The organism is Pedobacter sp. GSP4, from assembly GCF_051857575.1.
Lineage (GTDB): Bacteria > Bacteroidota > Bacteroidia > Sphingobacteriales > Sphingobacteriaceae > Pedobacter.
Genome location: NZ_JBPZIR010000012.1, coordinates 16,795 through 42,942, shown reverse-complemented (window position 1 = coordinate 42,942; position 26,148 = coordinate 16,795). Strand labels below are relative to the sequence as shown.

Below are 26,148 nucleotides of genomic sequence, written 5' to 3'. Positions count from 1 at the left end.
CCTCTATTTTAGAGGATGCAAATATCTTAATTTTATTTTTGATTTACAAGCCTAATGCAAGAATTTTAAATCATGAAACTTTTCACAGCAAATTCTAACCTAAAAACCTTTGAAATTATGTTAAAAAACAGCTTTTAGCCTAATCTTTTTTCTGACTATATTTTTTCCAGGTTTCTATTTTGGCCTTTTGCCTAGAAATGTAAGCATCGGCAATAACCTCGGCAGAACTGGAGCCCTCTACTGTTTCGAGCAGTTCTTTTAATTTATACTGATCAACATCAGCTTTATACAAGATCTGAATCAGTTTCGGAAAATCATTATCAATTAAATAAGCAAAGGCATCCACCATGGCATCTCGCAACTGGTTTTCGGAAAGGTGATCAGGAATATCGAAATCTTTACTGATGATACTAATTAATGACATGTAATAGGATTTTTAGGATTGGAACAGGATTTCAAAGATTGCAGGATTTAAAGATCAGGTTTACTAGAGATAAGTTTTAAGATTACTTTGTTCAATTAAGGTTTAGCGATTTGCAAAGCCAAGAACCACGATCTAAATTAAATAAACCTGATGGAAATGGCAGCTCCCCATTCTTCATCGGGACTAAAATGTACAGCAGGGCTACAGATACGATGGAACACAGGACGTTTCGTTTTCGAAAAACAACCCGGTCTCCCAAATGCTTTAAGATCCCCCGCATGCGCAAGGATGACGGGTCTCAACAATTAATCATCACCCATCTTACCTCTCCCATCTTCCATCCCCTACACCCATTTAATCTCTTGGCAAAGCTCAATCAGCACACCATTGGTATCTTTTGGGTGCACGAAGCAAACCATTTTATTGTCGGCTCCTTTTTTTGGCGAATCGTTCAGCAATACAAACCCTTCTTTGTGTAAACGCTCCATTTCGGCCAGGATATCATCAACCAGGAAAGCGATATGATGAATGCCTTCTCCTTTCTTTTCGATAAACTTAGCAATTGCACTATCAGCTGAAGTAGCCTGGAGCAGTTCGACCTTATTTTCGCCTGTTTTAAAGAAGGCAGTGCTTACCTGTTCGGATTTAACCTGCTCGGTTTTATAGCAATCGGTATTGAGCAATTTCTCGTAAATGGCAACAGAATAGTTGAGATCTTTTACCGCGATGCCGATATGTTCTATCTTTTTCATAGATTATAAGGTTATGTTAATGTAAAAATGCAGGTTTTAACTATAAGGTCATAGCTATTATTTATAATTGTTAAATAAGTTTTTTCGTATCTTTGTATCATAATTAACAGAATAGAGATGAAACAGCCGATATATTTAGATAATAATGCAACAACCCCACTAGACCCAAGGGTGTTGGAAGCAATGCTACCTTACTTTACTGAGAAATTTGGAAATGCTGCGAGCCGCAACCATGCGTTTGGCTGGGTAGCAGAAGAAGGAGTAGATTATGCTCGTGAACAGGTAGCCAAATTGATCGGCTGTACTGAAAAAGAAATTATTTTTACATCAGGTGCAACCGAAGCCGATAACCTGGCTATTAAAGGTGTATTTGAAATGTACAAAGAAAAAGGTAACCACATCATTACTGCGGTTACTGAGCACAAAGCCGTTTTGGATACCTGCAAACACCTTGAAAAAAATGGTGCACGCGTTACCTCTTTAGGTGTTAAAGAAGATGGTTTAATTGATTTAGCTGAATTAGAAGCTGCTATGACACCTGAAACTATTTTAGTTTCGATTATGTACGGCAACAACGAAATCGGTGTAATCCAACCGGTTAAAGAAATTGCTGCTATTGCACACAAACACGGTGCTTTATTTATGACTGATGCTACGCAGGCAGTTGGTAAAATTCCGGTTGATGTAAATGCTGACGGTATTGATTTAATGGCTTTTTCGGCACATAAAATGTATGGTCCCAAAGGTGTTGGTGTACTTTACGTTCGCCGTAAAAACCCAAGGGTTAAAGTTACTGCACAAATGGATGGCGGTGGCCACGAGCGCGGAATGCGTTCTGGTACATTAAATGTTCCTGGTATTGTTGGCTTAGGAAAAGCCTGTGAGCTTTGCCGTTTAGAAATGGAAAGCGAATCGGTTCGTTTAGCTGCACTACGCGATAAACTAGAGTCGACTTTAAACAAAATGGAAGAAAGTTATGTTAACGGTAATACACAACACCGTTTACCGCACGTAGCCAATATCTCTTTCAAATATGTTGAAGGTGAAGGTTTAATGATGGCAATGAGTGATTTAGCTGTATCTTCTGGATCGGCTTGCACCTCTGCTTCTTTAGAACCATCATATGTTTTAAAAAGTTTAGGATTATCTGATGATTTAGCACACTCTTCTATCCGTTACGGTTTAGGAAGATTTACTACTGAAGAAGAAATCGACCAGGCAATTGCAGTTACTGAAAAAGCAGTTAACCACTTAAGAGAACTTTCTCCACTTTGGGAAATGTTTAAAGAAGGAATTGACCTAAGTAAAATTGAGTGGGCAGAACACTAGTACAATTATCAGTTCGCAGTTTTGAGTTGCTAACTGATAATTGAAAATTGGCAACTGATAATTAATAAATAAAACTATCTCCAAAAGGAGGTTTAAGAAATAGAAATCATGGCATATTCAGAAAAAGTAATTGACCATTACAATAACCCACGTAACGTAGGTACTTTAAATAAAGACAGCAAATTTGTAGGAACAGGATTAGTTGGCGCACCTGAGTGTGGCGACGTAATGCGCTTACAGATTGAAGTTGGAGAAGATAACGTAATCACTGATGCTAAATTTAAAACATTTGGTTGTGGTTCGGCTATTGCATCTTCATCTTTAGCTACAGAATGGTTAAAAGGAAAAACTATTGATGAGGCACTTTCTATCGACAATATGGATATTGTTGAAGAATTGGCTTTACCTCCAGTAAAAATTCACTGCTCAGTATTGGCAGAAGATGCAATTAAATCGGCTATTAACGATTACCGCGTTAAAAATGGCTTAGAAGCAATTGTTTTAGAAAAATCGCACCACTAGAATAGATGTGAGAAAATAGATATGAGATTTGAGGACTCAGGTGCTCAAATTGTCTCAAATCTAACATCTCAAATCTCAAATCTTTATAATATGATTACGATAACTGATAAAGCAAAAGATAAAATTGATCACTTAATGCAGGATTCTGAAATGGGTTCTGATTACTTTTTACGTGTTTCTGTAAAAGGTGGTGGCTGTTCGGGTTTATCATACAATTTGGATTTTGATAACGAGGAACAAAAAGGTGATCAGTTTTTTGAAGATAAAGGGATTAAAATTGCTTTGGATATGAAATCATTCCTTTACCTGGCCGGAACTGAACTAGATTTTACCGATGGCTTAAACGGAAAGGGTTTCAACTTCGTTAATCCCAATGCGAGCCGTACCTGCGGTTGCGGAGAAAGTTTCTCAGTTTAATCAGATCAAATATTTATACAAAGAGGTTTCATTTTTATGGAACCTCTTTTGCATTTTAAGAAATTCTATTTTTCTCATTTTCCCGCAGATATTCGCAGATTAAAAAAACCGCAGATAAAACTGATTAACACTCAAACTTTGCAAAAAAGATCGTCCTCTCCACTGAAATGCATTGAAATGGATAGATTTAGCTTTTAGGCTTTCCACTTAACTGCCCTTGACATTGCTTCATAAGATCCTTCGCTACGCTCACGATGACAGGTGTGGAAGAAAGCCACATAGCAATTTGTATTTTTAAACCAAAAAGCGTTATTATTGTTAATTATAATCAGCGAACTAATTACGAGCATGCCACTAATAAACGAATTTTCAACTGTTCCTACCCTTTTGAGGAATGTTGTAAAAAATATCCATAAACCCCAAGAAACTTTTTTAATCCACAAACAAGGTGCGGAGTGGACTGAAATCTCTTACGAAGATACTTTAAAAAGGGCTGATGCAGTTTCGGCTTTCTTTTTGGAAAAGGGAATTAAAAAGGGTGACAGACTGGGCTTAATGATCGAAAATTCGCCTGAATATGTGTATTACGATCAGGGTATCCAGCAAATTGGCGTAATCAATGTATCCATTTACCCTACGCTTTCCGAGCAGGAAGTGGCTTACATTATCAACGATTCGGGCATAAAAGCGATCCTGGTTGGAAATAATTTTCTTTACCGTAAAGTATTAAAAGTTGCTGCTAACTGCAAAGCTCTAAAATATATCATACCAGCCTTTAAGGATTATGAAAAAGTAACGATCCCCGCAGATGTAAATGTGGAAGTAATTGCCTTTTCAGATATCCTGGCACTTAAACATCAGGTTACTGCGGCAGAAAAAGCCGAAATTGACCAATGCCGAAGCTTGGTTTTACCTGAGGATGTATCATCATTAATTTATACTTCTGGCACAACCGGTACACCAAAGGGTGTAATGCTTACCCACCACAATTTTGTTAAAAACGTGGAGGTTTGCCTGCAACAGATACCGGTAATTGATCAGACGGAAACCTTCCTTTCTTTCTTACCGCTTTCTCATGTATTTGAACGTACCGCAACTTACCACGTTTGCTGTGCACAGGGATGTAAAATAGCTTTCGCACAGAGCTTAGAACTATTGGCGAAAAACATGGGAGAAGTGCGCCCTACCGTAATGAGCTGTGTACCCCGCTTATTGGAACGCATACATGATAAAGCCATTAAAGGAGGCACTGCAGGTGGTGGTACAAAAGCCAAGATATTTACCTGGGCATTAGAAACTGGGAATAAATACCGTGTGGCAAAAGAAGCCGGTAAAAATCCTGGTTTAATTCTATCTACCAAAAAAGCGATTGCCGAGAAACTTGTTTTCAGTAAAATCAAAGAAAAAACCGGTGGCCGTTTAAAATTCATGATTTCGGGCGGCGCAGCGTTACCTAAAAATGTGGGCGAATTTTTTGGTGACCTGGGCATTAAGATATTAGAAGGTTTTGGCTTAACAGAAACCTCGCCGGTAATGTCGGTTACCGAATACCACAGACAGGTGTACGGAACAGTTGGCCGCGTTATTCCGGGTATTGAGGTAGGTATTCAAGATGTAGAAAGCAAAGAAATGCTGAGTATACAAACGCATAACACTTTTAACGAAGAGTTTGAATGTGCTGAGGGAGAAGTGATTGTTCGCGGGCATTGTGTAATGAAGGGCTATTTTAATAAACCTGCCGAAACTGCCGAAGCCATTGATAAGGACATGTGGTTCCACACCGGAGATATTGGCCGTTTTTACAAAGGAAACCTGCAGATTACCGACCGTTTGAAAAACATGATCGTAAATGCTTATGGTAAAAACGTTTACCCTACTCCAGTAGAAAATATTTATTTAAAGAGTCCTAAAATTGACCAGTTATTTTTAATTGGCGATAAACGCGAATTTATAACAGCAATTATTATCCCGAACAGGGAAACGTTAGAAGAGACCTTTAAGCTTCAGCCATCATTTTTCGAAGAAGCCGATCCTTTTATCCGCAATCAGGAAATTATAGATTGGATGGAGCAGGACATCAAGAAAATATCGAACGAACTGGCCAAGTTTGAGCGCATTAAAAACTTCAAGATTAAACGTAACCCTTTCAATATTGATGAGGGCGAAATTACCCCGACCATGAAAGTTAAACGCCGCATTGTAGAAAAGAAATATGCCGAGGCCATTAACGAAATGTACGAAGAAGGTGTAGAAGCCGAATCGTAATTAAAAAGGGGCATGTTTACAAATAGGTAAGCATGACCCTTTAATTTTTTATCACGTTTTACAGTTCCATCCCATTGGCATCTGTTGTTAGTATTTCGCTCATGTAATCAAAAAACGGGCGCATGTTTTTAAAAGCCTGATTGCATTTATTTAGATAATCCGTACTCAACACTTCTTCGTCTGAAAAATGGCTAACCAGCAAAAACTGCTTATAACGGAGTAGATCGATATCCTGATGATCGCCATCAAAGCCTTTTGGTGCAGTTTTTAAGTGCTCTCCCTTTAAACTCTCGAAAGTAGAAACAAAGGTTTTATCGTTTAATATTTCACGCATAGGCTGCGCATCAAAAGCAATATTTTCCCTTATTAATTTTAAATCCTGTGGCGATGGACCGAAAAATCCACCAGCTACAAAGCTGTTGCCCGGTTCGATATGAAAATAGTAACCGCCCCTTCTGTGTTTGCCTGCGCGCTTAAAACTCCCGCTCCAATGGTTTTTGTAAGGTGTTTTATCAGTCGAAAACCGGGTATCACGATAAATCCGGTATAAACTTTTCTTTCCAGATGATGTTTCAATCACGTCGTGCACATTCATTAGGTTGAGCAGGTTTTGAGCAAAAGATATTACATGCACCAGTTCTTCTTGGTACCATTCTTTATGGTCATTAAACCATTCGCGGTCATTGTTTTGCTTCAATGCCTTTAAAAAATCGAAACTGGTAGCAGGAATTTGTTTTATATCAGACATCTCTCTATATTATTTATAACAGCATAATGAACCACAGGCAAAGGTAATATCTCTAAAAAACTAAACATCTATTTTAAGGTCATTTCCAAAAATATTTCCGCTGCATAAATTCGCGGTTATAATTTGGTTATATCTGGCAAACCATTTAGTAATTACAATAGCTTTGTTATCTTTGTACCCATCTGTTTTTGGTGAATAGCTAATTGTTGCAGAAGAATTGAATTTGATCTATTGAGCTAAATTAATATTCTCGCTTTCATATTATACCCTTTTGACCTAAAACACCAAAATTTAACAATACAAAAACTTGCAAAATCATTACTTTTGCAAAAAATACCCGAAATGAGTATAGGATTATCAGAACAAGAATTATTACGACGTGAGTCGCTAAAACAATTACGCAATTTAGGCATTGAGCCCTACCCTGCCGAATCGTATGAGGTTAACGTAAGTGCCGCAGATATTTTGGAAAACTACGAAAAGGATAAAACTGCTTATAAGACTGTTAGTTTAGCGGGCCGTATTATGGGGCGCAACATTATGGGTGCTGCTTCTTTTGCTGAAATTCAAGATTCTACCGGCAGGATCCAGGTTTATTTGAAAAGAGATGAACTTTGCCCTACCGAAGATAAAACCTTATACAATACCGTATTTAAAAAGCTTTTGGATATTGGAGATTTTATCGGGGTTAAAGGCTACGTATTTACAACCCAAACCGGCGAAATCTCTGTGCACGTTACCGAATTTAAAGTGCTGGCTAAATCTTTACGCCCACTGCCTATTGTGAAACGTGATGATGAAGGAAACGTGTATGATGGATTTACAAATCCAGAATTGCGTTACCGCATGCGTTATGTAGATTTAACCGTAAACCCTGATTATAAACAGATTTTCATCAAACGCAGCAAGGTAATTAACAGCATGCGCAATTACTTTGATGAACAGGGCTGGATGGAAGTAGAAACCCCTATTTTACAGCCTATCCATGGTGGTGCTGCTGCCCGCCCTTTTGCCACACACCACAATACTTTAGATATGCCACTGTATTTGCGTATTGCAAATGAGCTTTATTTAAAGAGATTAATTGTTGCTGGTTTTGATGGTGTTTACGAGTTCGGTAAAATGTTCCGTAATGAAGGAATGGACCGTACGCATAATCCAGAATATACTTCAATGGAAATTTATGTAGCCTATAAAGATTATATCTGGATGATGGCTATGGTTGAAGAATGTTTGGAAAAAGTTGCTATCGCAACAAACGGTTCTGCCGTAGTTAGGGTTGGTGAAAATGATATTAACTTTGAAGGACCGTACGAAAAACTGACCATGTACGAATCCATTCAGAAATATACCGGAATTGATGTTTCGAAAATGACTGAAGAGGAACTGTTACAAACCTGTGCATCTTTAGGCATCGAAACCGATTCTACCATGGGCCGTGGCAAATTAGTAGATGAAATTTTCAGTGATAAGGTAGAAGCAAATTTAATTCAGCCAACTTTTATTACTGATTATCCTGTCGAAATGACTCCGCTTGCTAAAAAACACCGCAGTGCAGAAGGATTGGTAGAGCGTTTCGAAATATTTGTGAACGGTAAAGAAATTGGAAATGCTTACTCAGAGCTCAATGATCCAATTGATCAAAAAGAACGTTTTGAAGATCAATTGAAACTTGCCGATCGCGGCGATGCTGAAGCCATGGCTATGGATGATGATTTTGTACGTGCTTTAGAGTATGGAATGCCTCCTACTTCAGGTTTAGGTTTTGGTATAGATCGTATTGTAATGTTAATGACCAACCAAAGCACCATTCAGGAAGTTTTATTCTTCCCGCAGATGCGTCCGGAGAAAAAGAAAGTAGAAATGACTGCTGAGGAAACTGAACTGTATGCCTTAGTTGCCGAAGGAGAACAGGTACTTTTAACTGATGTAAAAGCAAAACTGGCCGATTGGAGCAATAAAAAATGGGATACCACGCTAAAAGCATTAACCGGTAAAAACATTTTAAAAGTTGCTAAAACGGACGACGGTTTGTTTTTATCGCATAAATAACCAGATTTTAAGATCGTTTTAAACGATGCCTTAAATTTGATATTAACAAAAACATAACATAAACTTAAAAGGCTTGCCAACAATTGTTTAGCAAGCCTTTTCTATATTTACAGCAATCGAATAATAAAAAAGATTGTCCTATGAATACGTCAAGTTTAGAAATCAACGAAAGAGAATACTGTATCAAATTAAGTAAAGATGCATTTGATTTAACTTTGGTACGCCAATTAATCAAAAGAATACAGGCCGAGGCTTTATTTTTCTCAAGGGTACAGGCCGAAGAAGATGACCTGTTAAGCAAAAGAGAAGAATTTGAAGGTTTTGATTATTTAGGAGACAAGTAATCAGTTTGCAGTTGGCAATCTTCAGTTAACAATCAACCGCTTTAGTAATGATCACTATTCAAATCACCATGATCAGACTGTAGCGATCGATTACAATTGTGGTTAACCAATTAACTGATACAAACAGTTAACCAAAACTACCTAATCAACATCCAACGTTCCCTCTACCGAATCATCCATTGTTTTTCCTGTAATTACCGACGCTGCTATTTTCAAAAATGCAACAGCAGTGCCGTGTTTGGTATCCCAATAATAGCCTTCAGATGGAATTACTTTAATTAAAGTGATATTGGGATCGTCTTTCCCACCCTGAAACCAGGTTTTAATAAACGGGCTCCAAAGTTCATCAATTTTTGCCTGATCTCTACTGATTTCTGAAATTCCATAGATATTAACAAAGCCAGAGTGTGCACCCGCCTGAAATAATATATGGGTAAATGGATCGGCAGCAATTTCTTCGTTTTTATGACTATCTTTCATACTCATAAACCAAATATTGCCATCTTCATCCACCTGTTGGATCGCCATTGGCCTAACAGAAAGCGGGATACCTGTTTTAATGTTGGTACAAAAGAAACAGCTCTCTGCTTTTTCCGCCAATGTTTTAAGCTTTTCGATGGCTTCTTTACCACCTAAATCTTTAATATTATTTTCTTCCTGAGTATTGTTAGTACTTCCTTCTTGTGATGTTGCCATGAGATATATTTTTTATATAAACTACAATGAAAAACTGGGTTTAGTTTTGATTTTTTTTGATGAGCGTGTGGCGCATGGCGGTAAGCCTTGGGGCAGCATATATAGAGAGAAGTTATCAACTTGATTTATCGGTTAAAAATTATGGCGTTTTAATCAAAGGCAATATCTTTAACTAATGGATATGAACAAACCCAAACCTTTTACGGCCGAAATTAAAATCATAGGCATTAATCCTTTCGTATTTGTGCCAGAAGAAGCACTAAACTACATTTTTGCCAAGGCAGCGAAAAACAGGGGACAGATTCCGGTTACCATGAAAATTGATGGTCATGCTTTTAAACAAACTTTGGTAAAATACGCTGGCAATTGGCGCTTATATTTAAATACGCCCATGCGCAAAGCAGCGGGCAAAGACTTAGGTGATACGGCAATTTTCGAAATTGAATTTGATGCTGAAATGCGTTCGATCATGATGAACCCAAAACTGGAGAAAGCGCTGGCCGAAAACAATAAAGCAAGAGAGATATTCGATAGCCTTGCCCCCTATCTGCAAAAAGAAATTATACGGTATATTGCTAACCTTAAAACTGAAGCATCGGTAGAGAAGAACGTAAAAAAGGCCATCGGTTTTTTGTTAGGCGAAGAAAGGTTTATCGGAAGAGACCCGTTGTAAAACACAGCCCTTTCTTTTTTTTTAAAAGAAAGCAAAAAAGCCATTTCAAAATTGAAATGGCCTTCTATTATTTCGTTTAAAACTATCTATAACGAACCTGCTGTTGCTTATCCATCATCCCCATCTGATCTTTCATCTGTTTGATCTGATCGGCCAATAATTTATTCTTATCTGCTTTTTTTGCTTCGGCAAGGTACATGGTTGCTTCGCGCTTGTTGCGTTTGGCCATTGCAATTCCTGCTAAGCTTAATTTAGCCAATGCAATGTTGTGGTCCATCTGCATACCTAAACTCAATGCAGCTTTAAAATACTTTTCCGATTTCATCGGTGCTGTTCTGCTTTCAATCAAACCGATCAATAGATTATAATAACCGTGCTGAACTTTAATCAACTGGCTTTCGTAATTGGTAATGCGATCTAAAAACTGTTTTGCCTTTGGCATATTGTCTTTTCTTAAAAACCATTGTGCTAAAAGCATGTTCTCGTTAAAGAAATAAGTTACCAATACAATTATTCCCAACAAAATGGCAACAATGCCCCATGGCCAAAAGCCGAAAACAAATAAAGCTACTGCGCCACCCAGTAAAGCAAACCCCGCAATTAATCTGATAATATTTGGCATAAATTTTATTCTAATTATTTTTTTTTGCAAATATCGTGTTTAAATGGCAGAAATTAGATTTTAAAACAATAATTTCATTAAAATTTTCAAAGCGTTAAAAAACCTTCAAAAACATATGAAAACACTCTTATCCATTACCCTAATTATACTTGCAATGAATCTTTCGGCTCAAGAAAACAATAAAAAAATCCACGATCAGGTACATAATAAAGATATTCTGATCAATAGCTGTACCCGTGAAGGTGTTACCACTTTCCCCGAATTTAAAGAAATGTACGACCCATTGTACGCGGCCTACATTCCTGATGCAGCTACTATGATTGAACTTAAAAAATTGGTTAAAAACGAAAAGATCAAGATTGTTTTCGGTACCTGGTGCGGCGATAGCAAGGTAAATGTTCCTAATTTCTTTAAGATTTTAGATGCGCTGCACTTTAAGGAGAAAAATATCAGCTTAATCGCACTTGATGGAAATAAAAAAGCAGAAAACGGCATTATTGATGGCTTAGATATTAAAAGGGTTCCAACCTTTATTGTTTTTGATAAAAAAGGCAACGAGCTGGGCAGAATTATCGAGGGCCCGAAAACAACTTTAGAGGGTGATTTGTTAGCTATATACAAGAATAAACCATAGGATTATAGTAGTAGAAAATGGTTTGATAGTTCATCACCAATAGACACACTATCGGCAGTTTTGGGGTATCCAAACCAGGGACCATCTAACCATTGACCCAAAAACATACTTTAATTAATTATTACATCTTACACCAATACTATGTCTGTAGCACTAGAACCGGGCTGGTTAGCCGCTTTAGAACCAGAATTTGAAAAAGACTACATGAAAAGTCTTAAGGCTTTTTTGCAGGAAGAGAAACAGCGCGGCGCAACAGTTTACCCCAAAAGTGCTGACATTTTTAATGCTTTAAATACCACTCCCTTTAGTGAGGTTAAGGTGGTAATTTTGGGGCAAGATCCATATCATGGTCCGGGGCAGGCACATGGGTTATCTTTTTCGGTTCAGCGTGGTGTTGCAGTTCCGCCTTCTTTAAAAAACATTTACAAAGAGCTCGAAACAGATGTTGAAGGTTTTAAAACGCCTGCACATGGCCATTTAACCCATTGGGCCGAACAAGGTGTACTTTTACTCAATGCCACGTTAACGGTTAGGGCAACTGAGGCAGGTTCGCACCAAAACCGTGGCTGGGAATTTTTTACTGATGAAATTATTAAAGCATTATCGCAAAAGCGCGAACATATTGTATTCTTGCTATGGGGCAGATATGCACAGGCTAAGGCTGCTTTGATTGATCAAAAAAAGCATTACGTGCTAACAGCGGCCCACCCTTCGCCATTTTCGGCCTACAACGGCTTTTTCGGATCAAGACATTTTTCGAAAGCCAACCAGTTGTTGGTACAGAATAATTTAAAACCGATAGACTGGAATCTTCCTGCGTAATGAACGCCTATTTTATTAGTGGTTTAGGGGCCGATAGAAGAATTTTCTCTAAACTAAAGCTGGATGAAAAAATCAATATCATTCATTTAGACTGGATCGAACCTAATAAAAACGAATCATTACCCAACTATGCTCAACGGCTCAGTAACAACATCGACCAGGCAAATCCCTTTGTATTGGTTGGTGTTTCTTTTGGGGGCATGATTGCTGTAGAAATGGCCAAAATTTTAAAACCTGCTGCAACAATAATTATTTCGAGTACGCTGTTAAGTGAACATTTACCATCGCTTTACCGTTTTGCAGGCAGATTAAGGATTTTGAAGTTTATTCCTGCCAAATTGTTAAAGTCATCGAACACACTCACTCAGAATTACTATTTCGGCACAAAATCAAGCAGTGAAAAAACGTTGTTGAGCAAAATCATCAAAGATACTGATCCTTACTTCCTGAAATGGGCAATTGGCAGTATTTTAAACTGGAGAAATACAGTCAGACCTGAAAACACTTATCATATTCATGGCACCAATGATAAGATATTATATTCGAGAATTGCCCAGCCAGATTTTGTGATCCAAAATGGTAGCCACTTTATGGTCTATCAAAACGCTAAAGAAATCTCAGAAATTATTGATCGAGTGATCAAATAGTATTATCGTCATGCTGAATTCATTTCAGCATCTACCTTGAAAAAGACCCTGAAATAAATTCAGGGTGACGGATCGGATTGTATTTTTTCTGTTAATGAGGAAAAGATGCTACATTTTGGTAGCGTACACAATGTACACTACCAAATTGATTGCAAAAACGCTTCCAAGGGAATAGCGCTAATATTCTAAAGGTACAATCGGTTCTTTCTTCGTGGTCGACATGATCATCATCGTCTGGAATGTTTTAACCACAGAAATCTTACTGATCTTATCCATAATTAAACGTTCGTAAGCTTTGATATCCTTTACGTAAACCTTTAACAAAAAATCGGCCTGCCCCGTAACGTGGTGGCACTCTGTAATTTCTTTAATCTGGTTTACTTCATCCAAAAAGATCTGAATGGTGTTGTTTTTATGAAAGTCGAGCTGAATCTGGATAAAGGTTTTTATGCCCAAACCCAGTTTTTCTTCATCTACCAATGCATGATAACTTTTAATATAGCCTGCCATTTCGAGCTTGCGCACACGTTCTAATGTTGGTGCAGGCGACAAGCCAATTTCCTGTGATAATAGCAAGTTGGTAATTCTTCCGTTCTCTTGGAGAATTCTTAAAATTTTAAAGTCTATTTTATCTAATTCAGATGCCATATGGTGTTAAAGGTATTTGAGAATACAAACATAACCAAATTATATTCTAAATTTTAACATAATTTATCATATATATTTTAAATAAAAATTTTTAGATTTACCTAAAAATAAAATTAGATAAACATAAATGCAAAGTTACACTGAGGAGAACTATTTAAAGATAATTTACCACCTGGCCGAGAAGACAAATAACGTTCAAACCAATGCCATTGCAGAGCAGATGCAAACCAAACCAGCCTCGGTTACGGATATGATCAAGAAATTAGCCGATAAAGGTTTAGTAGATTATGTTAAATACCAAGGCGTTACCCTAACCGAAACCGGAAAAAATACAGCCATTGATATTGTGCGCAAACACCGCTTATGGGAAGTGTTTTTGGTTGACAAATTAAACTTCAAATGGGATGAAGTGCATGATGTTGCCGAAGAACTGGAACATATCAAATCTACCGAACTGATAGAAAGGTTAGATGAATTTTTGGGCTTTCCGAAGGCTGATCCACATGGCGACCCCATTCCCGACAAAAACGGGCGCTTTGCCAAAACCCAGTTTATAAAATTAATTGACCTTAAAGTGGGCGATTCGGGTACGATAACCGGAGTGAGCCAGCACAGCTCGGCATTTTTAAAGCATTTAGAAAAGTTAGGCTTAACCTTAGGGAAACAGATACAGATCAGCGATGTTACCGATTTCGACGGTTCAGTAGAAATCCTTTTATCCGATAAACAAGTAAATATTAGTAGAGAAGTTGCAAAGCACATTTTAATCAGCAGTAATGGCAAAAACTGAATCCTTAAGTGAAGTACATCAAAGTGTAAATACAGATAAAAGAAAAGGTTGGCGGAGAATTTTGGCTTTTATAGGCCCGGCTTACCTCATCAGTGTGGGTTATATGGATCCGGGCAACTGGGCAACCGACCTGGCCGGCGGAAGTAAATTTGGTTATCAGTTGATATGGGTATTACTCATGTCGAACCTTATTGCCCTGCTTTTACAATCGTTAAGTGCCCGTTTGGGTATTGTGAGGGGCTTAGATTTAGCGCAGGCTTCGAAACAGGCCTACCCGCGCTGGGCCAATATTCCTTTATTTGCGCTGGCACAAACGGCAATTATTGCCTGCGATCTGGCCGAAATTATAGGTATGGCAATTGGTTTACAGCTCCTTTTCAAATTACCGTTAATCTGGGGAATTTCCATTACCATTTTCGATACCATTTTATTGCTCTTCCTTTTAAATAAAGGCATGAGGGCCATGGAGGGTTTTATTGTTTCGATGGTTTTTATCGTAGGGATTTCTTTCCTGGTTGAAATGTTCATTGTAGAACCATCGTTAAAAGAAGTGGCAAGGGGATTTGAACCCTCTATCCTAAATGGTGAAGCACTTTACATCGCCATCGGAATTATCGGTGCTACCGTAATGCCCCACAACCTTTATCTCCACTCCTCTCTGGTACAGACCCGAAAGATAGAACGCAGCAATAAAGGGATTAAGGAAGCGCTCAAATTTAACCTGATTGATACAACCGTAGCCTTAAACCTTGCCTTTTTTGTTAATGCCGCCATATTAATATTGGCCGCTGCAGCCTTTTACAAAAACGGACTGCATGAGGTAGCAGAAATACAGGATGCCCATAAACTGCTTTCGAACATTTTTGGTAATGTAGCACCAACTTTATTTGCCATTGCATTGATTGCGGCCGGACAAAGCTCAACCGTAACCGGGACTTTAGCCGGGCAGATTATAATGGAAGGGCACATTAACCTCAGGATACAACCTTGGTTGAGGCGTTTAATCACCCGTTTATTGGCCATTATACCTGCATTTTTTACCATTTTGCACTATGGCGATGATGCCCTTGGTGGCTTATTGGTTTTGAGTCAGGTTGTTTTAAGCTTACAGCTGGGCTTTGCCATTATCCCTTTGATCCATTTCACATCAGATAAAAAACTGATGAAAGATTTTGCCATTAAACTTTGGGTGAAAATATTGGCCTGGGCAAGTGCATTGGCCATTATTGCACTTAATGTAAAACTGGTTGTCGAAGAAATTAGTGGCTGGGCCAAAGAAGCAAATACCTGGTGGATTTACGTAATCGTTTTCCCGGCTTTATTACTAATCGTGCTGTTGCTGCTTTATGTTTTCTTTCATCCCATGATTGAGAGCAAAAAAAGTGCGGGAAGGTTATTGGTGCCACACGGAAATGCATTGGACATCGGAAAAATAGAAAAGATCAGCTACAAACGCATTGGAATTGCCGTAGATTTTTCTAAAAATGATAGGAATACCATCAGGCATGCTTTGATCCAAGGAGGAAAAGATGCCCATTATTACCTGATCCATGTGGTTGAAACTGCTGCTGCACGTTACCACGGCAATGATGTAATGGACCACGAAACACAGAGCGATGCGGCTAACCTTGAAAAATATAGGGCGAACCTTGAAGATTTAGGTTATGATGCCACACCATTTATCGGATTTGGAAGCACTGCCAAAGCCATTGCCGAGATCAGTAACCGCAACGAAATGGAACTACTGGTAATGGGTGCCCATGGCCATAAGGGCTTAAAAGACCTTATCTTCGGAACAACGGTAGATTCAGTAAGGCATAAGGTTAATATACCGGTACTGATTATCAGGTAATTTTATTTACCTACTACTTTTGCCAGTTTTTTTATGCCCCCATCTCCAGATTGGTACATCAAAAGCTTGCCTGTTGAGGAATATAAATACATAGAAGGATACTGTTTAGGTAAAAAAGTTGGAATAAACATCCGTTTTTTATCTTGCAGTATCAGTACGTTAGGCTTTGAATTTAGGCCTTTTGCATACGAATCAAAAAACTGTGGGATAATATAGGCTTCATCCATAGTGATCATGTAAATATTTACGTCTTTAAACTGAGCATAGCTTGCATTCAGCATTTTGGTTTCCCGCTGACAGTGCTCGCAGGTACAATCAAACAGAATAAACAGATTTTTCTTGCCCTGTTTGATATCGGCATTTGAAAAAGCCTTTCCATCTAAACGATAAAATGTAAACTGCGGCAATAAAGTTGGTTGCTGTGCGCTTAATTGAAAGGTTACGGCCAACAGTACAATTAAAAGTAGGTTTCTGAATTTCATTTTAGATATTTAAAGCTCAAACTTAAACGAATAAATACGAACATAATAATATATCACTAGCTTTTACAAACAGATGAACATTTTTAATTTAAGAGAAGTCGAGTTTTAATTAGCACGTTGCCTATCTAAACTTAACTGCTCCAATCCAATAATCGATGAAATAAATAAAAACAGAATTATCACACCAATTTTTAGGATATTTGCAACCCGGCTTTATATATTTAAAATATTGCCGGTAAAATACAGCATACATACTTTATAAAATTTTGAAAAACGACATCAACATAAAGAATAAAAGAGCCTATTTCGACTACAACCTTTTGGATAAGTATGTAGCTGGTATTGCCCTTTTAGGAACTGAAATAAAAGCCATTAGACAGGGAAAAGCCAACATGACGGATGCTTTTTGTATGTTTATTGGTGGAAATCTTTACGTACGTAACCTCCATGTTTCGGAATACAGCCACAGCTCTTTTTACCATCACGATATTAAAAGAGACCGCGCACTGCTATTGCAGAAGAAAGAAATTAGAAAACTAAAGCTCAAAGGCGAAGAAAAAGGTTACACTATTGTTCCTTTGCGTATTTTCATTAACGAAAGGGGTTTCGCGAAGATGGAAATTGCTTTAGCACAAGGTAAAAAAGAGTTCGATAAACGCGACAGCATTAAAGATAGGGATAACAAGCGCGAATTGGATAGGGCAATGAAGAGATAAATAGTTGGGCGTTTGGAGATTTGAGTTTGGAGTCTACTCAAAACTCCAAACTTATAACTCCAAACTTAATTACCACGCTTGGTCGCCTACTAGCGGCACAAACCTAAAGGTATCTAAAACAATTTTTTCGTAGTCTGTTTCGCTTACGCGGATAACCGTTACCATTTTCTGCGTTTTCTCGTCTCCCACTGGGATAACCAGAATGCCGCCAATTTTTAACTGTTTCAACAATATTTCCGGAACCAAGGGTGCGCCGGCCGTTACAATTATTTTATCGTAAGGAGCATGTTCTGCAATTCCTTTTGATCCATCGCCACAATAAAATGTAGGCCTATACCCCATTCCCGGTAAAACCTGAATGGTTCTGTTGTAAATATTTTCTTGGCGTTCGATGGTAAAAACTGTTGCACCTAACTCCATTAAAATACAGGTTTGATAACCCGATCCGGTTCCGATTTCGAGTACTTTATCACCTTTTTTAATGTGCAGGAGCTCGCTTTGATAGGCCACAGTATAGGGCTGCGAAATGGTCTGACCATCGCCAATTGGGAATGCAATATCCTTGTAAGCCTGGTTCCAAAAAGTTTCATCGAAGAAAAAATGACGTGGTACTTTGCCAATGGCTTTCAACACACTTTCATCTTCAATCCCACGGGATTTTAATAATTCGACCAACTTTTTTCTCGCGCCACGCTCCCGGTAATTATCAACAAACTTATATGCCATGAGCTTCAAAATTAGCTTTTTTAAACGGTGATACAAGGAGAAAATGGGAGAATGATCGAATTATTGGGTTATTGAATAATGATTAGCTGAGTTAGAGATTGATACATTATCCACAATATTGAAGGATTGAATTAGTGAATGATTGAATTAAAGGATGAATGAATGATTGAATTAAATTCTCACACCCACTCACTCACTCACTCACTCACTCACTCACTCACTCACTCACTCACTCACTCACTCACTCACGCACGCAATCAATCAATCAATCAATCAATCAATCAATCAATCAATCAATCAATCACTCAATCAATCTCTAATACGGATCTACATCAATTTGTGTAAAAACGCCTTTAAATTCTTTGGTAGCGTTAAATTGGGTCAGGGTTTCTCTCAGTGCATCTTTAACTTTCTGAATGGCCGTGTGTTTATCCGCTTTAATAATAATCTGTTTGATATAAAGATTACGCACGCGGCTTACCAAAGGCTGTTCAGGACCTAAAACCCGCTTACCGAACTTACCTTTTAAAATATTGGCCAATGTAAGTGCTGCATGATCTAAAATATGTGCTTCTTTGTGCTTAATATACAAGAATATCATGCGTGAAAAAGGTGGATAGAGAAATTTCTCCCGTTCCACAATTTCATCGTTGTACATTCCTTCGTAATCGTTGTTTACCACTTGCTTGATAATCCTGTTTTCGGCATCATACGTTTGTATGCAAACATTTCCCTGGTCGGCCCTTCTACCTGCCCTGCCCGCCACCTGTGCCAATAGCTGAAAACTGCGTTCGTAAGCACGAAAATCAGGGTAGCCTAAAAGTGTATCGGCATTAATTACCCCAATCAGGTTAAGGTTATCAAAATCCAAACCTTTGGCTACCATTTGCGTACCGATCAAAATATCAGTCTTTTTTTCCTGAAAATCATTTAAAATCTGCTGTAAGCCATTTTTGGTGCGGGTGCTATCCATATCCAGGCGCGCAATGGTTACCTCTGGATACAGCAATTTCAGTTCTTCTTCAATACGTTCGGTACCAAAGCCTTTCTGTTCTACGTGTACCGAGCCACAGGCCGGACAGATATTTACACTACTCTGCTGGTAGCCGCAATAGTGGCAATGCAGTTTTCCACTGCTTTTATGATAGGTTAAACTTACATCGCAGTTTACACATTTGGGCGTATACCCACAGGTAGCGCAGATCAGAATGGTTGCATAGCCCCTTCTGTTCTGAAAAAGCACAATCTGTTCTTTTTTTGAAAGTGCCAGATCGATATCTTTAATGAGCACACTCGAAAAATACGAGCTCATTGTTTTTTTCTTCGTTTCTTCTGCAATACTGACCACCTGCTGATTGGGCAGCTGAACGCCACCAAAACGCTCTTTCATCTCTACCAAACCGTACTTACCCTGCAATGCATTGTAATAGCTTTCTAAAGATGGTGTGGCCGAACCCAAAATTACCTTGGCCCGGTGTAGGTGGCCCAGGTAAATAGCGGCATCTCTGGCCTGATAGCGTGGTGCCGGATCGTACTGTTTATAAGAAGGCTCGTGTTCCTCATCAACCACAATTAACTTGAGGTGCTGAAAAGGCAGAAACACTGCCGACCGCGCACCGAGAACAACTTTGTAAGCACCAGTTCTTACTTTATTCCAGATTTCTACGCGCTCGCTGTTGTTAAATTTAGAGTGGTATACACCAATTGCGTTGCCAAAATACCTTTTAATACGTTCTACAATCTGTGTGGTAAGGGCTATTTCGGGCAGTAGAAATAAAACCTGTCCGTCGGTATGCTGAATAATCTCTTCAATGAGCTTAATATACACCTGGGTTTTTCCTGATGCCGTAACCCCATGCAGTAAAACCACTTCTTTTTCTTCAAAATGAGTATTGATTTGCTGCAGTGCCTTCTGTTGTCCTTCGTTCAGTTCAAAATTTACACTAAACTCTTCATCATGGGCTGCTAAACGGCTAACCGGCCGTTTCATCACCACAAAAATATCTTTATCGGTTAAGGCTTTCAAAGCTGCCTGTCCGCAATTGCTTTCTTCTAAAAGCTGTTCTTTAGAAATCGGCAGGTTTGTTTTCTGGAGTTTAAGATAGGCCAACAAGGCATCCAATTGCTTTGGCGCTTTATCCAGCACGTTAAACAGCTGCTTTAAATTTTCTTCGTCGCTATAAAAATCGTTTAAGAGTACAAACGATTTAAGCAAAGGTTTATATTTCTGTACCACTTCTTCTGCAACCAGAATTAGCATTTTATCCAATAAGTGGTTAATAATCGGATATACCGTTTTCTGGCCAAGCAGTTTAGAAACATCGTTAACGGTAAGTTTCTGTTGCTGTTTCAGCGCATTGATAATAATTTCTTCCTTATCAGTAAGTTCTGTATCTTCATTGTAGTCATCGCGTAGGATAAGTATCGTTTCGCTGGCCAATTTTAAGCTTGCAGGTAAAGCTGCAGCCATTACATCGCCTTCATTGCACATGTAATAATTGGTCATCCAGGTCCAGAATTTGAGCTGGGTATCGGTAATTACCGGTTCGCTGTCAATAACATCAATAATGTATTTTGCTTCGTAAACCGTTGGTGGCACTGTAGAAATACCACTAATAAGCGCGGTATATATTTTATGTTTCCCAAACTGAACCACCACACGTTTTCCTATGGCTATCTGCTCATTCAGATCAAAAGGCACCCGATAAGTATAGTTTTTCGCCAAAGATAACGGCAAAATAACTTCGACAAAAAGTGTTTCTCTTTCTGCAAAAATATCATTTTCGAAAGTGTCCATTATTTATCTTTAAATGCCGCAAAAAATAGCATTATCCATCCCAATACAAATAAAAGTCCGCCAATTGGTGTTAGCGGCCCGATAAATTCGGTAAAACCCAAATGCGATATACTGCGGGTAGCCAGTAAATATAAAGAGCCCGAAAAAAGTATAATCCCAAAAGTAAAACAGAAATAGGCAATATTGATGAGCTTATTCCGGTAACGCGCAAAGGTAGATAGATAAAGCAATGCAAAGGTATGGTAAAACTGGTAATCAACACCTTTTTGCCAGATTTCGAGTGATGAACTATCAATCAACGCTTTTAAGCCGTGGGCACCAAATGCACCGAGTAAAACAGCAACAGCACCAAAAAAAGAAGCAGTAAGAATTATTCGTTTATTCATAGTTTTTTGCCAATAGCAATCGCTAAATTAATAAATTGACAAAGAACTTCTCACTAATCAATGTAATAAATTAAATTTGTTGCACAGCAGATGAAAAAGATCATAATTGTAACGAGTGCATTATTTTTGGGTGTAGCCTGCATGGCCTACCTGTATTTTTCGAGATTGGGTACCGAAAACGATGCAAAAGATTTAGCCCTACAATCGGCAACCAATAATGCCGCACTGGTGTTTTCATTTCAGAACGATAAAGGTTTTTACAGCATTATGGAAGGACAGAACCTTATTCAGCAGGTTCTGGGCAAAGATAAAATGAATCTGCTTAATCAGTTAAAAACCAGTCTGATCGATGACAACAATCTGAACAAATACATTAAAGATCAACAGGTTTACATTAGCGTACTGCCTGATACAAACAAAACCCTGAATTTCCTGCTTACCCTACAGATCCAGGCCGACAACAGCATTAAAAAGTTTTACGATCAGTTAAAATTTGAGAAGGGTGCGGTTCAAAACTCAAAGGACATTTACAGCATCAAACTAAACGATTCGCTCGCTGTGTTTTTAGGGATTCAAAATCAGGTATTAACAGTTTCTACTTCTTTGAAACTGGTTAAAGATGCAGGCATCCGTTTGGCCGATAATCCCTTTACCGAATTTATCAAAGAGAATAACAGGCAGATCAAAAACGTGCTGGCGCATGTGTACATCAACTTTAACCAGGCCCCATTATTGCTAAAAAACATAATCGCCGGCAATATAAACGGCGAAATCAGCCTGCTCAGCAAGCAGAATAGTTTTGCCATCCTTAATTACAATTTCAGCAAAGAAAAAATACTTTTTAACGGGAACACACAGTTAAAAGACCCTGACAATTACCTTAAACTATTCGAAAATACAGCGGCACAAAACACATCAATCCAAAACATATTGCCCGATAATACGGCCAACTATGTACTTTACGCTTATGATGATTATAACACCTGGTTTAAAAAACTAACAGTTTGGCAGGAAAAAGGAAAAATTTCCGATCAGGCGAAAACAGTTGTTAAAAATATTAAGGATGAATACAGGGTAGATTTAAATGCAGTATTCTCAACCTACACCAAAAACCAGTTTATCGTTTTTCAATTAAGCACAGGCGAAAAGCTAGGGGCCATAAGTTTAAATAATGGTGAAAAGGTGAAGCAGTTGCTGTTGGATGTGGGTACCGATTATAGCGAAGAAATTAAACTTTTTAAGGCTGCCGATATTCTGTACAGTTATTTTGGCGAGCCGTTTAAAAAATTTGGAAGACCTTACTTTACCATTATCGATAATAATTTAGTTGTGGCCAACAATGCCAGTACGGTTCAATCATTTTTGAATGATTACAGGCACAACCGTTTATTGATACAAACGCCTCAATATTTAGATGCGATGAACCAGATTGCCAATACGGCAAATGTAAGTTATTACATCAACACCAAAAATTCGGCAGACATTTTCAGGAACAATATCCAGCTCCCTTTTTACAAACATTTAAGGGCAGATAGCGGTTTAAAAAGTTTTGATACCTTTTGCTACCAGATGATTGCCGAACAGGACAAGTTTATTACTAACTTGCTTTTAAACAAATATTTAAAACCAGAAATACCAGATTCGTTAAGTAACCGTTAATAAGAAAACAAGCCCACGAAAACTATTTTACATGAAGAAACTTTTACTCGCGTTACTGGCTTTGGCCAGCTTCGGGGTTGCAAACGCTCAGCAATATGCGCTTTTCGGAACAAAAACAATGTTCGATGCCTTTGAAAACCCATCTCAAAAATCTTTCACGCTAGATTCGTCCAGAAAATTTTCTTCAAATTTTTTCCTGCCCTACTTCGGCACCAATGCCATCAACAAGGGGAGCTCTAAATTTACCATCAGAAAATTAACACAGGAAGGAACCTGGGATACAAGGGGCTTACCATTGGGCACCGGAGAAGTTAACCATTTTTTCGAAAACAGCAATATCTATGTCGCCGCATTCCGCCTCTTTAAATCTTACAAATACCAGAAAGAGATGGGCTTTGCCTGGCAGATCCGATCAGACGCCCATATTGATTATACCAACGAAACCCTCGCCATTTTTGATTCTTACGAGCGTTTTACACCCGGAAAAGAATATACCGGCATATTCGACACCAAAGGCTACCAGCAAACCTATCACCAGTTTAGTTTTACTTACAGGGAAAACTGGGATAAGCGCCTTGCGTTTGGGCTAAAAGCAAGTTTATTGAGCGGTATGGTTTACAACAAACTTGATGTGAAAGATTCGTACCTCTACATCGATCCGGAAGCTTCGGCGCTGTTAATTGGCCTTAAAGGAACCTACTCGGCTAATTTTTCTGATTTTAGTGAGGTAGATAAAAAAACCTTTTTCCCAAACTTTAAAAACCCCGGCCTATCATTCAGCTTCGGAACCAACTATACCACCAAAAAAGGGCTGTTCTTAATGGCAAATATTAAAGATCTGGGCTTTATCTGGTGGCGCAGCAACACACAGCGAACCACGGTAGATCAGTCGAAAATAATCGACAATTTAATGGATAACCAATCTAACACGAACCAGGAAATTAAGGACATCTTTTTATTATCGGAACAGAGCAAGAAATTCCTGGCCCCTACAAATGCTAAAATTGATGTATTTCTATCTAAACGTTACGGTTTTTATAAACCCGCTTTGGCTGTTTCTAAAAACCTTTTCTATAAGGGTGGAGATATTGCTTTTGTAAACACGTTTATCAGCAATAACTTTTCGGGCAGCATTACACCTGCTTACAGTTTAAATCAGGTTTTTATGGTTGGCCTGCAGGCAAAATACCAAACGCCTAACTTTGAAGCATTTTTGGGAACAGATAACCTGGTTGCTACCAGTTTCCAAACCTTAGGCAGCATTAAAAGCGACGCTACAATTGGCAGTGGCCCCAACGGAGGCTCTTTTTACATGGGGGTAGGCATTAAATTCGGCAATGTGGTTAACCACCCTCAGTTTGCAGATGTAATACCGGGCATTAATGATAAGGAAGAGGGCAGTTTCTTTAAAAACCTGTTTTCTATATTTAAAAGGAAATAATTTTTAAGGCTGTACCTGCTGTTTTTTTGATTGCGTAACCACAAAATCTTTAAGGTAAAAAGGTTCAAAATACGCTACATCTTCGAAATCGCTTTCGTAAAAAGCTTTATTGGCCAATTGCGACATATAACCTGCTGAATTGAAATTTGCAGCATTAAATATTGCATGTTGATGCGCCAGCACTTCGGCACATTTTGCTGCACCATCGCCCAAAAATGTAATGTTCTGCTGCGAAAGCAGATCGGCAAAACTTGTTTCATCAATTATCTTGGCAGTTGTTGGCGCTAAAACAGTTAAAGCAGTATCGAAAACCGAGGTATACACCTCCATCCTTCTGGCATCGATCATAGGGCATACCAAAGCAGAATAATCTGGGTTTTCGGTTAAAAAACCTGCAGCCATCATTTTCAAGGTTTCGATGGCAATTAAAGGTTTATCTAATGCGTAACACAAGCCTTTGGCTGTAGAAACACCAATGCGCAAGCCAGTATAAGATCCCGGACCTTTACTTACTGCAATAGCATCTAAATCGCTGTAGCTTAGCCCTGCACTTTTTATTACATCTTCGATAAACAGGGTAAGATTACTTGCATGTAAATTCTGACCGCTTTCTTCTTTCAAAGAAACCGTTTTTCCATCTACCGATAAAGCAACCGAACAAACTGCTGTAGCAGTTTCTATTTGAAGTATTTTAGCCATTAGGCAAAGATATATTTTTTAGACAAAAGTCCTGAGTCCGAAGTCGGGAGTTCGATTATCAATTTGTAGTTTTCAGTTTTCAGTTGGATCCAGCTGTTAACCATAAACCAGTTTCCAGTTGGATTTGACTAATGAACAAATGACCAATGACCAATAAACAACTAAGGAACTGGATCGTGACCGTGTGCTCCCCATGGGTGGCAACGGCCAATACGCTTTAAGGCCATCCAACCACCTTTAAACGGACCATATTTTTTAATTGCCTCTACTCCATATTGCGAGCAGGTGGGTGTAAACCTACAGTTTGCCCCTAACATGGGTGAAATGGCGTATTGATAGACTTTGATCAATCCTAAAAAAAACCAGCCGAAAAACTTATTGATTAACTTCATTGGGCTGGATTAAGTTTTGGAAACGCTTAAAAGTAGCGATCAGTTTTTTCTCTATAAAAACGAATTCATATTTTTCCTTTCCTACAAACTGGATAGAAAGTAAGAGCAGCCCCCTATCGGTAGGCAATGGAAGATATAATTTATCCTGTTTATTGAGCCTGTAAGCCTCGCGGATGCGGCGCTTGAGTAAATTGCGGTCTACCGCCCGCTTATATCTCTTTTTTGGAACATTGATTACGACCTGTGCCTGTACGGAAGCGGGTTCATCAACGAAAAGATAAGAAATGCGAAAGGGGTATAATAAAAAAGAAGAACCGTTTTTAAACAACAGGTCTAAATATTTCCTGCTGCATAACCGTTCTTCTTTATTGAATGTGTACATATATTTTTGATTGATAATTGCAGATTCTGATCTGCCAGTTCCGGATTTACGGAAAAGCAATCAAAAATTATGCTTTATGCTTGCGTTCGTCAGAAACTGTTAATCTTTTTCTTCCTTTAGCACGACGTGATGCTAATACTCGTCTGCCGTTAGCTGTTGCCATTCTTTCGCGGAAGCCGTGTTTGTTTCTTCTCTTTCTTTGCGAAGGTTGGTATGTTCTTTTCATGACTG

The 26,148-nt window shown here is 38.5% G+C and carries 29 protein-coding genes; 15 read left to right on the top strand and 14 right to left on the bottom strand.

Going from position 1 to position 26,148, the window contains the following annotated elements:
* Positions 1-139: 139 nt before the first annotated feature.
* Entirely contained in the window at positions 140-424 is a 285-nt protein-coding gene (locus ACS5PU_RS22880) for a hypothetical protein (RefSeq protein ID WP_439461479.1), read from the bottom strand.
* A 344-nt stretch (positions 425-768) separates the two neighbouring features.
* Positions 769-1,176, bottom strand: coding sequence for a methylmalonyl-CoA epimerase (gene mce / locus ACS5PU_RS22875; RefSeq protein ID WP_439461478.1), 408 nt, complete (start codon positions 1,174-1,176; stop codon positions 769-771).
* Positions 1,177-1,293: 117 nt separating this feature from the next.
* On the opposite strand from mce, the gene ACS5PU_RS22870 reads away from it, so the two are divergent.
* The 4 genes from ACS5PU_RS22870 to ACS5PU_RS22855 all read left to right on the top strand — a co-directional run bounded on the left by ACS5PU_RS22870 (position 1,294) and on the right by ACS5PU_RS22855 (position 5,709).
* The gene (locus ACS5PU_RS22870) at positions 1,294-2,505 is read left to right on the top strand and encodes an IscS subfamily cysteine desulfurase (RefSeq protein ID WP_439461477.1); all 1,212 of its coding nucleotides are present in this window, start codon (positions 1,294-1,296) and stop codon (positions 2,503-2,505) included.
* Between the two features lie 108 nt (positions 2,506-2,613).
* The gene (iscU, locus tag ACS5PU_RS22865; protein ID WP_025142622.1) at positions 2,614-3,027 is read left to right on the top strand and encodes a Fe-S cluster assembly scaffold IscU; all 414 of its coding nucleotides are present in this window, start codon (positions 2,614-2,616) and stop codon (positions 3,025-3,027) included.
* A 90-nt stretch (positions 3,028-3,117) separates the two neighbouring features.
* Positions 3,118-3,444, top strand: coding sequence for a HesB/IscA family protein (locus ACS5PU_RS22860; RefSeq protein ID WP_335321658.1), 327 nt, complete (start codon positions 3,118-3,120; stop codon positions 3,442-3,444).
* Positions 3,445-3,792: 348 nt separating this feature from the next.
* Positions 3,793-5,709 (top strand): AMP-dependent synthetase/ligase, encoded by a 1,917-nt coding sequence (locus ACS5PU_RS22855; protein WP_439461476.1) that lies wholly within the window; start codon positions 3,793-3,795, stop codon positions 5,707-5,709.
* 58 nt (positions 5,710-5,767) lie between these two features.
* Here the strand turns inward: ACS5PU_RS22855 and ACS5PU_RS22850 are convergent, their stop codons facing one another.
* The gene (locus ACS5PU_RS22850) at positions 5,768-6,457 is read right to left on the bottom strand and encodes a DUF2461 domain-containing protein (RefSeq protein ID WP_439461475.1); all 690 of its coding nucleotides are present in this window, start codon (positions 6,455-6,457) and stop codon (positions 5,768-5,770) included.
* 342 nt (positions 6,458-6,799) lie between these two features.
* Here ACS5PU_RS22850 and lysS point away from each other — a divergent pair, with 342 nt between their 5' ends.
* The gene (gene lysS, locus ACS5PU_RS22845; RefSeq protein ID WP_439461474.1) at positions 6,800-8,509 is read left to right on the top strand and encodes a lysine--tRNA ligase; all 1,710 of its coding nucleotides are present in this window, start codon (positions 6,800-6,802) and stop codon (positions 8,507-8,509) included.
* Positions 8,510-8,649: 140 nt separating this feature from the next.
* Positions 8,650-8,853, top strand: coding sequence for a hypothetical protein (locus tag ACS5PU_RS22840; protein ID WP_439461473.1), 204 nt, complete (start codon positions 8,650-8,652; stop codon positions 8,851-8,853).
* Between the two features lie 141 nt (positions 8,854-8,994).
* Here ACS5PU_RS22840 and ACS5PU_RS22835 read toward each other — a convergent pair whose 3' ends face one another.
* Positions 8,995-9,549 carry a pyridoxamine 5'-phosphate oxidase family protein gene (locus ACS5PU_RS22835; protein ID WP_439461472.1) on the bottom strand — a complete coding sequence of 185 codons (555 nt, stop codon included), beginning with the start codon at positions 9,547-9,549 and terminating at the stop codon, positions 8,995-8,997.
* A 181-nt stretch (positions 9,550-9,730) separates the two neighbouring features.
* On the opposite strand from ACS5PU_RS22835, the gene ACS5PU_RS22830 reads away from it, so the two are divergent.
* Positions 9,731-10,222 (top strand): YdeI/OmpD-associated family protein, encoded by a 492-nt coding sequence (locus ACS5PU_RS22830; RefSeq protein WP_439461471.1) that lies wholly within the window; start codon positions 9,731-9,733, stop codon positions 10,220-10,222.
* 82 nt (positions 10,223-10,304) lie between these two features.
* Here ACS5PU_RS22830 and ACS5PU_RS22825 read toward each other — a convergent pair whose 3' ends face one another.
* Entirely contained in the window at positions 10,305-10,844 is a 540-nt protein-coding gene (locus tag ACS5PU_RS22825; protein ID WP_439461470.1) for a YgaP family membrane protein, read from the bottom strand.
* Positions 10,845-10,959: 115 nt separating this feature from the next.
* Between ACS5PU_RS22825 and ACS5PU_RS22820 the strand changes: the two genes are divergently transcribed.
* The 3 genes from ACS5PU_RS22820 to ACS5PU_RS22810 all read left to right on the top strand — a co-directional run bounded on the left by ACS5PU_RS22820 (position 10,960) and on the right by ACS5PU_RS22810 (position 12,947).
* Positions 10,960-11,478, top strand: a complete 519-nt coding sequence (locus ACS5PU_RS22820) for a thioredoxin family protein (protein WP_439461469.1) — start codon at positions 10,960-10,962, stop codon at positions 11,476-11,478.
* A gap of 141 nt (positions 11,479-11,619) precedes the next feature.
* A complete protein-coding gene (ung, locus tag ACS5PU_RS22815) occupies positions 11,620-12,300 on the top strand; it encodes a uracil-DNA glycosylase (RefSeq protein ID WP_439461468.1) in 681 nt (226 codons plus the stop codon).
* Complete coding sequence (locus ACS5PU_RS22810) at positions 12,300-12,947, top strand: alpha/beta hydrolase (protein ID WP_439461467.1); 648 nt, start codon at positions 12,300-12,302, stop codon at positions 12,945-12,947. Before ung ends, ACS5PU_RS22810 begins: the two co-directional genes overlap by 1 nt.
* 177 nt (positions 12,948-13,124) lie before the next feature.
* On the opposite strand, the gene ACS5PU_RS22805 is transcribed toward ACS5PU_RS22810, so the two are convergent.
* The gene (locus ACS5PU_RS22805) at positions 13,125-13,595 is read right to left on the bottom strand and encodes an Lrp/AsnC family transcriptional regulator (RefSeq protein ID WP_025142637.1); all 471 of its coding nucleotides are present in this window, start codon (positions 13,593-13,595) and stop codon (positions 13,125-13,127) included.
* A gap of 127 nt (positions 13,596-13,722) precedes the next feature.
* Between ACS5PU_RS22805 and ACS5PU_RS22800 the strand changes: the two genes are divergently transcribed.
* Positions 13,723-14,385 (top strand): metal-dependent transcriptional regulator, encoded by a 663-nt coding sequence (locus ACS5PU_RS22800; RefSeq protein WP_439461466.1) that lies wholly within the window; start codon positions 13,723-13,725, stop codon positions 14,383-14,385.
* Complete coding sequence (locus ACS5PU_RS22795) at positions 14,372-16,237, top strand: Nramp family divalent metal transporter (protein ID WP_439461465.1); 1,866 nt, start codon at positions 14,372-14,374, stop codon at positions 16,235-16,237. Before ACS5PU_RS22800 ends, ACS5PU_RS22795 begins: the two co-directional genes overlap by 14 nt.
* A gap of 2 nt (positions 16,238-16,239) precedes the next feature.
* Here the strand turns inward: ACS5PU_RS22795 and ACS5PU_RS22790 are convergent, their stop codons facing one another.
* A complete protein-coding gene (locus ACS5PU_RS22790) occupies positions 16,240-16,719 on the bottom strand; it encodes a TlpA family protein disulfide reductase (RefSeq protein WP_439461464.1) in 480 nt (159 codons plus the stop codon).
* A gap of 266 nt (positions 16,720-16,985) precedes the next feature.
* Here ACS5PU_RS22790 and smpB point away from each other — a divergent pair, with 266 nt between their 5' ends.
* The gene (gene smpB, locus ACS5PU_RS22785; RefSeq protein ID WP_439461463.1) at positions 16,986-17,435 is read left to right on the top strand and encodes an SsrA-binding protein; all 450 of its coding nucleotides are present in this window, start codon (positions 16,986-16,988) and stop codon (positions 17,433-17,435) included.
* 69 nt (positions 17,436-17,504) lie between these two features.
* Here the strand turns inward: smpB and ACS5PU_RS22780 are convergent, their stop codons facing one another.
* From ACS5PU_RS22780 to ACS5PU_RS22770, 3 genes are all read right to left on the bottom strand, one after another.
* A complete protein-coding gene (locus ACS5PU_RS22780) occupies positions 17,505-18,161 on the bottom strand; it encodes a protein-L-isoaspartate(D-aspartate) O-methyltransferase (RefSeq protein ID WP_439461462.1) in 657 nt (218 codons plus the stop codon).
* Positions 18,162-18,477: 316 nt separating this feature from the next.
* Entirely contained in the window at positions 18,478-20,958 is a 2,481-nt protein-coding gene (gene priA / locus ACS5PU_RS22775; RefSeq protein WP_439461461.1) for a replication restart helicase PriA, read from the bottom strand.
* Positions 20,958-21,344, bottom strand: coding sequence for a DUF423 domain-containing protein (locus tag ACS5PU_RS22770; protein WP_439461460.1), 387 nt, complete (start codon positions 21,342-21,344; stop codon positions 20,958-20,960). The genes priA and ACS5PU_RS22770 overlap by 1 nt, the downstream gene beginning before the upstream one ends.
* 90 nt (positions 21,345-21,434) lie before the next feature.
* Between ACS5PU_RS22770 and ACS5PU_RS22765 the strand changes: the two genes are divergently transcribed.
* Positions 21,435-23,003, top strand: a complete 1,569-nt coding sequence (locus ACS5PU_RS22765; protein ID WP_439461459.1) for a hypothetical protein — start codon at positions 21,435-21,437, stop codon at positions 23,001-23,003.
* A gap of 31 nt (positions 23,004-23,034) precedes the next feature.
* Positions 23,035-24,444 carry a DUF5723 family protein gene (locus tag ACS5PU_RS22760; RefSeq protein WP_439461458.1) on the top strand — a complete coding sequence of 470 codons (1,410 nt, stop codon included), beginning with the start codon at positions 23,035-23,037 and terminating at the stop codon, positions 24,442-24,444.
* A gap of 3 nt (positions 24,445-24,447) precedes the next feature.
* On the opposite strand, the gene tsaB is transcribed toward ACS5PU_RS22760, so the two are convergent.
* The 4 genes from tsaB to rpmH all read right to left on the bottom strand — a co-directional run bounded on the left by tsaB (position 24,448) and on the right by rpmH (position 26,143).
* Positions 24,448-25,143 (bottom strand): tRNA (adenosine(37)-N6)-threonylcarbamoyltransferase complex dimerization subunit type 1 TsaB, encoded by a 696-nt coding sequence (tsaB, locus tag ACS5PU_RS22755; protein ID WP_439461457.1) that lies wholly within the window; start codon positions 25,141-25,143, stop codon positions 24,448-24,450.
* 161 nt (positions 25,144-25,304) lie between these two features.
* Positions 25,305-25,535, bottom strand: a complete 231-nt coding sequence (yidD, locus tag ACS5PU_RS22750) for a membrane protein insertion efficiency factor YidD (RefSeq protein ID WP_439461456.1) — start codon at positions 25,533-25,535, stop codon at positions 25,305-25,307.
* The gene (locus tag ACS5PU_RS22745) at positions 25,519-25,917 is read right to left on the bottom strand and encodes a ribonuclease P protein component (RefSeq protein WP_439461455.1); all 399 of its coding nucleotides are present in this window, start codon (positions 25,915-25,917) and stop codon (positions 25,519-25,521) included. Before ACS5PU_RS22745 ends, yidD begins: the two co-directional genes overlap by 17 nt.
* Before the next feature lie 67 nt (positions 25,918-25,984).
* The gene (gene rpmH, locus ACS5PU_RS22740; RefSeq protein WP_010601723.1) at positions 25,985-26,143 is read right to left on the bottom strand and encodes a 50S ribosomal protein L34; all 159 of its coding nucleotides are present in this window, start codon (positions 26,141-26,143) and stop codon (positions 25,985-25,987) included.
* Positions 26,144-26,148 lie beyond the last annotated feature (5 nt).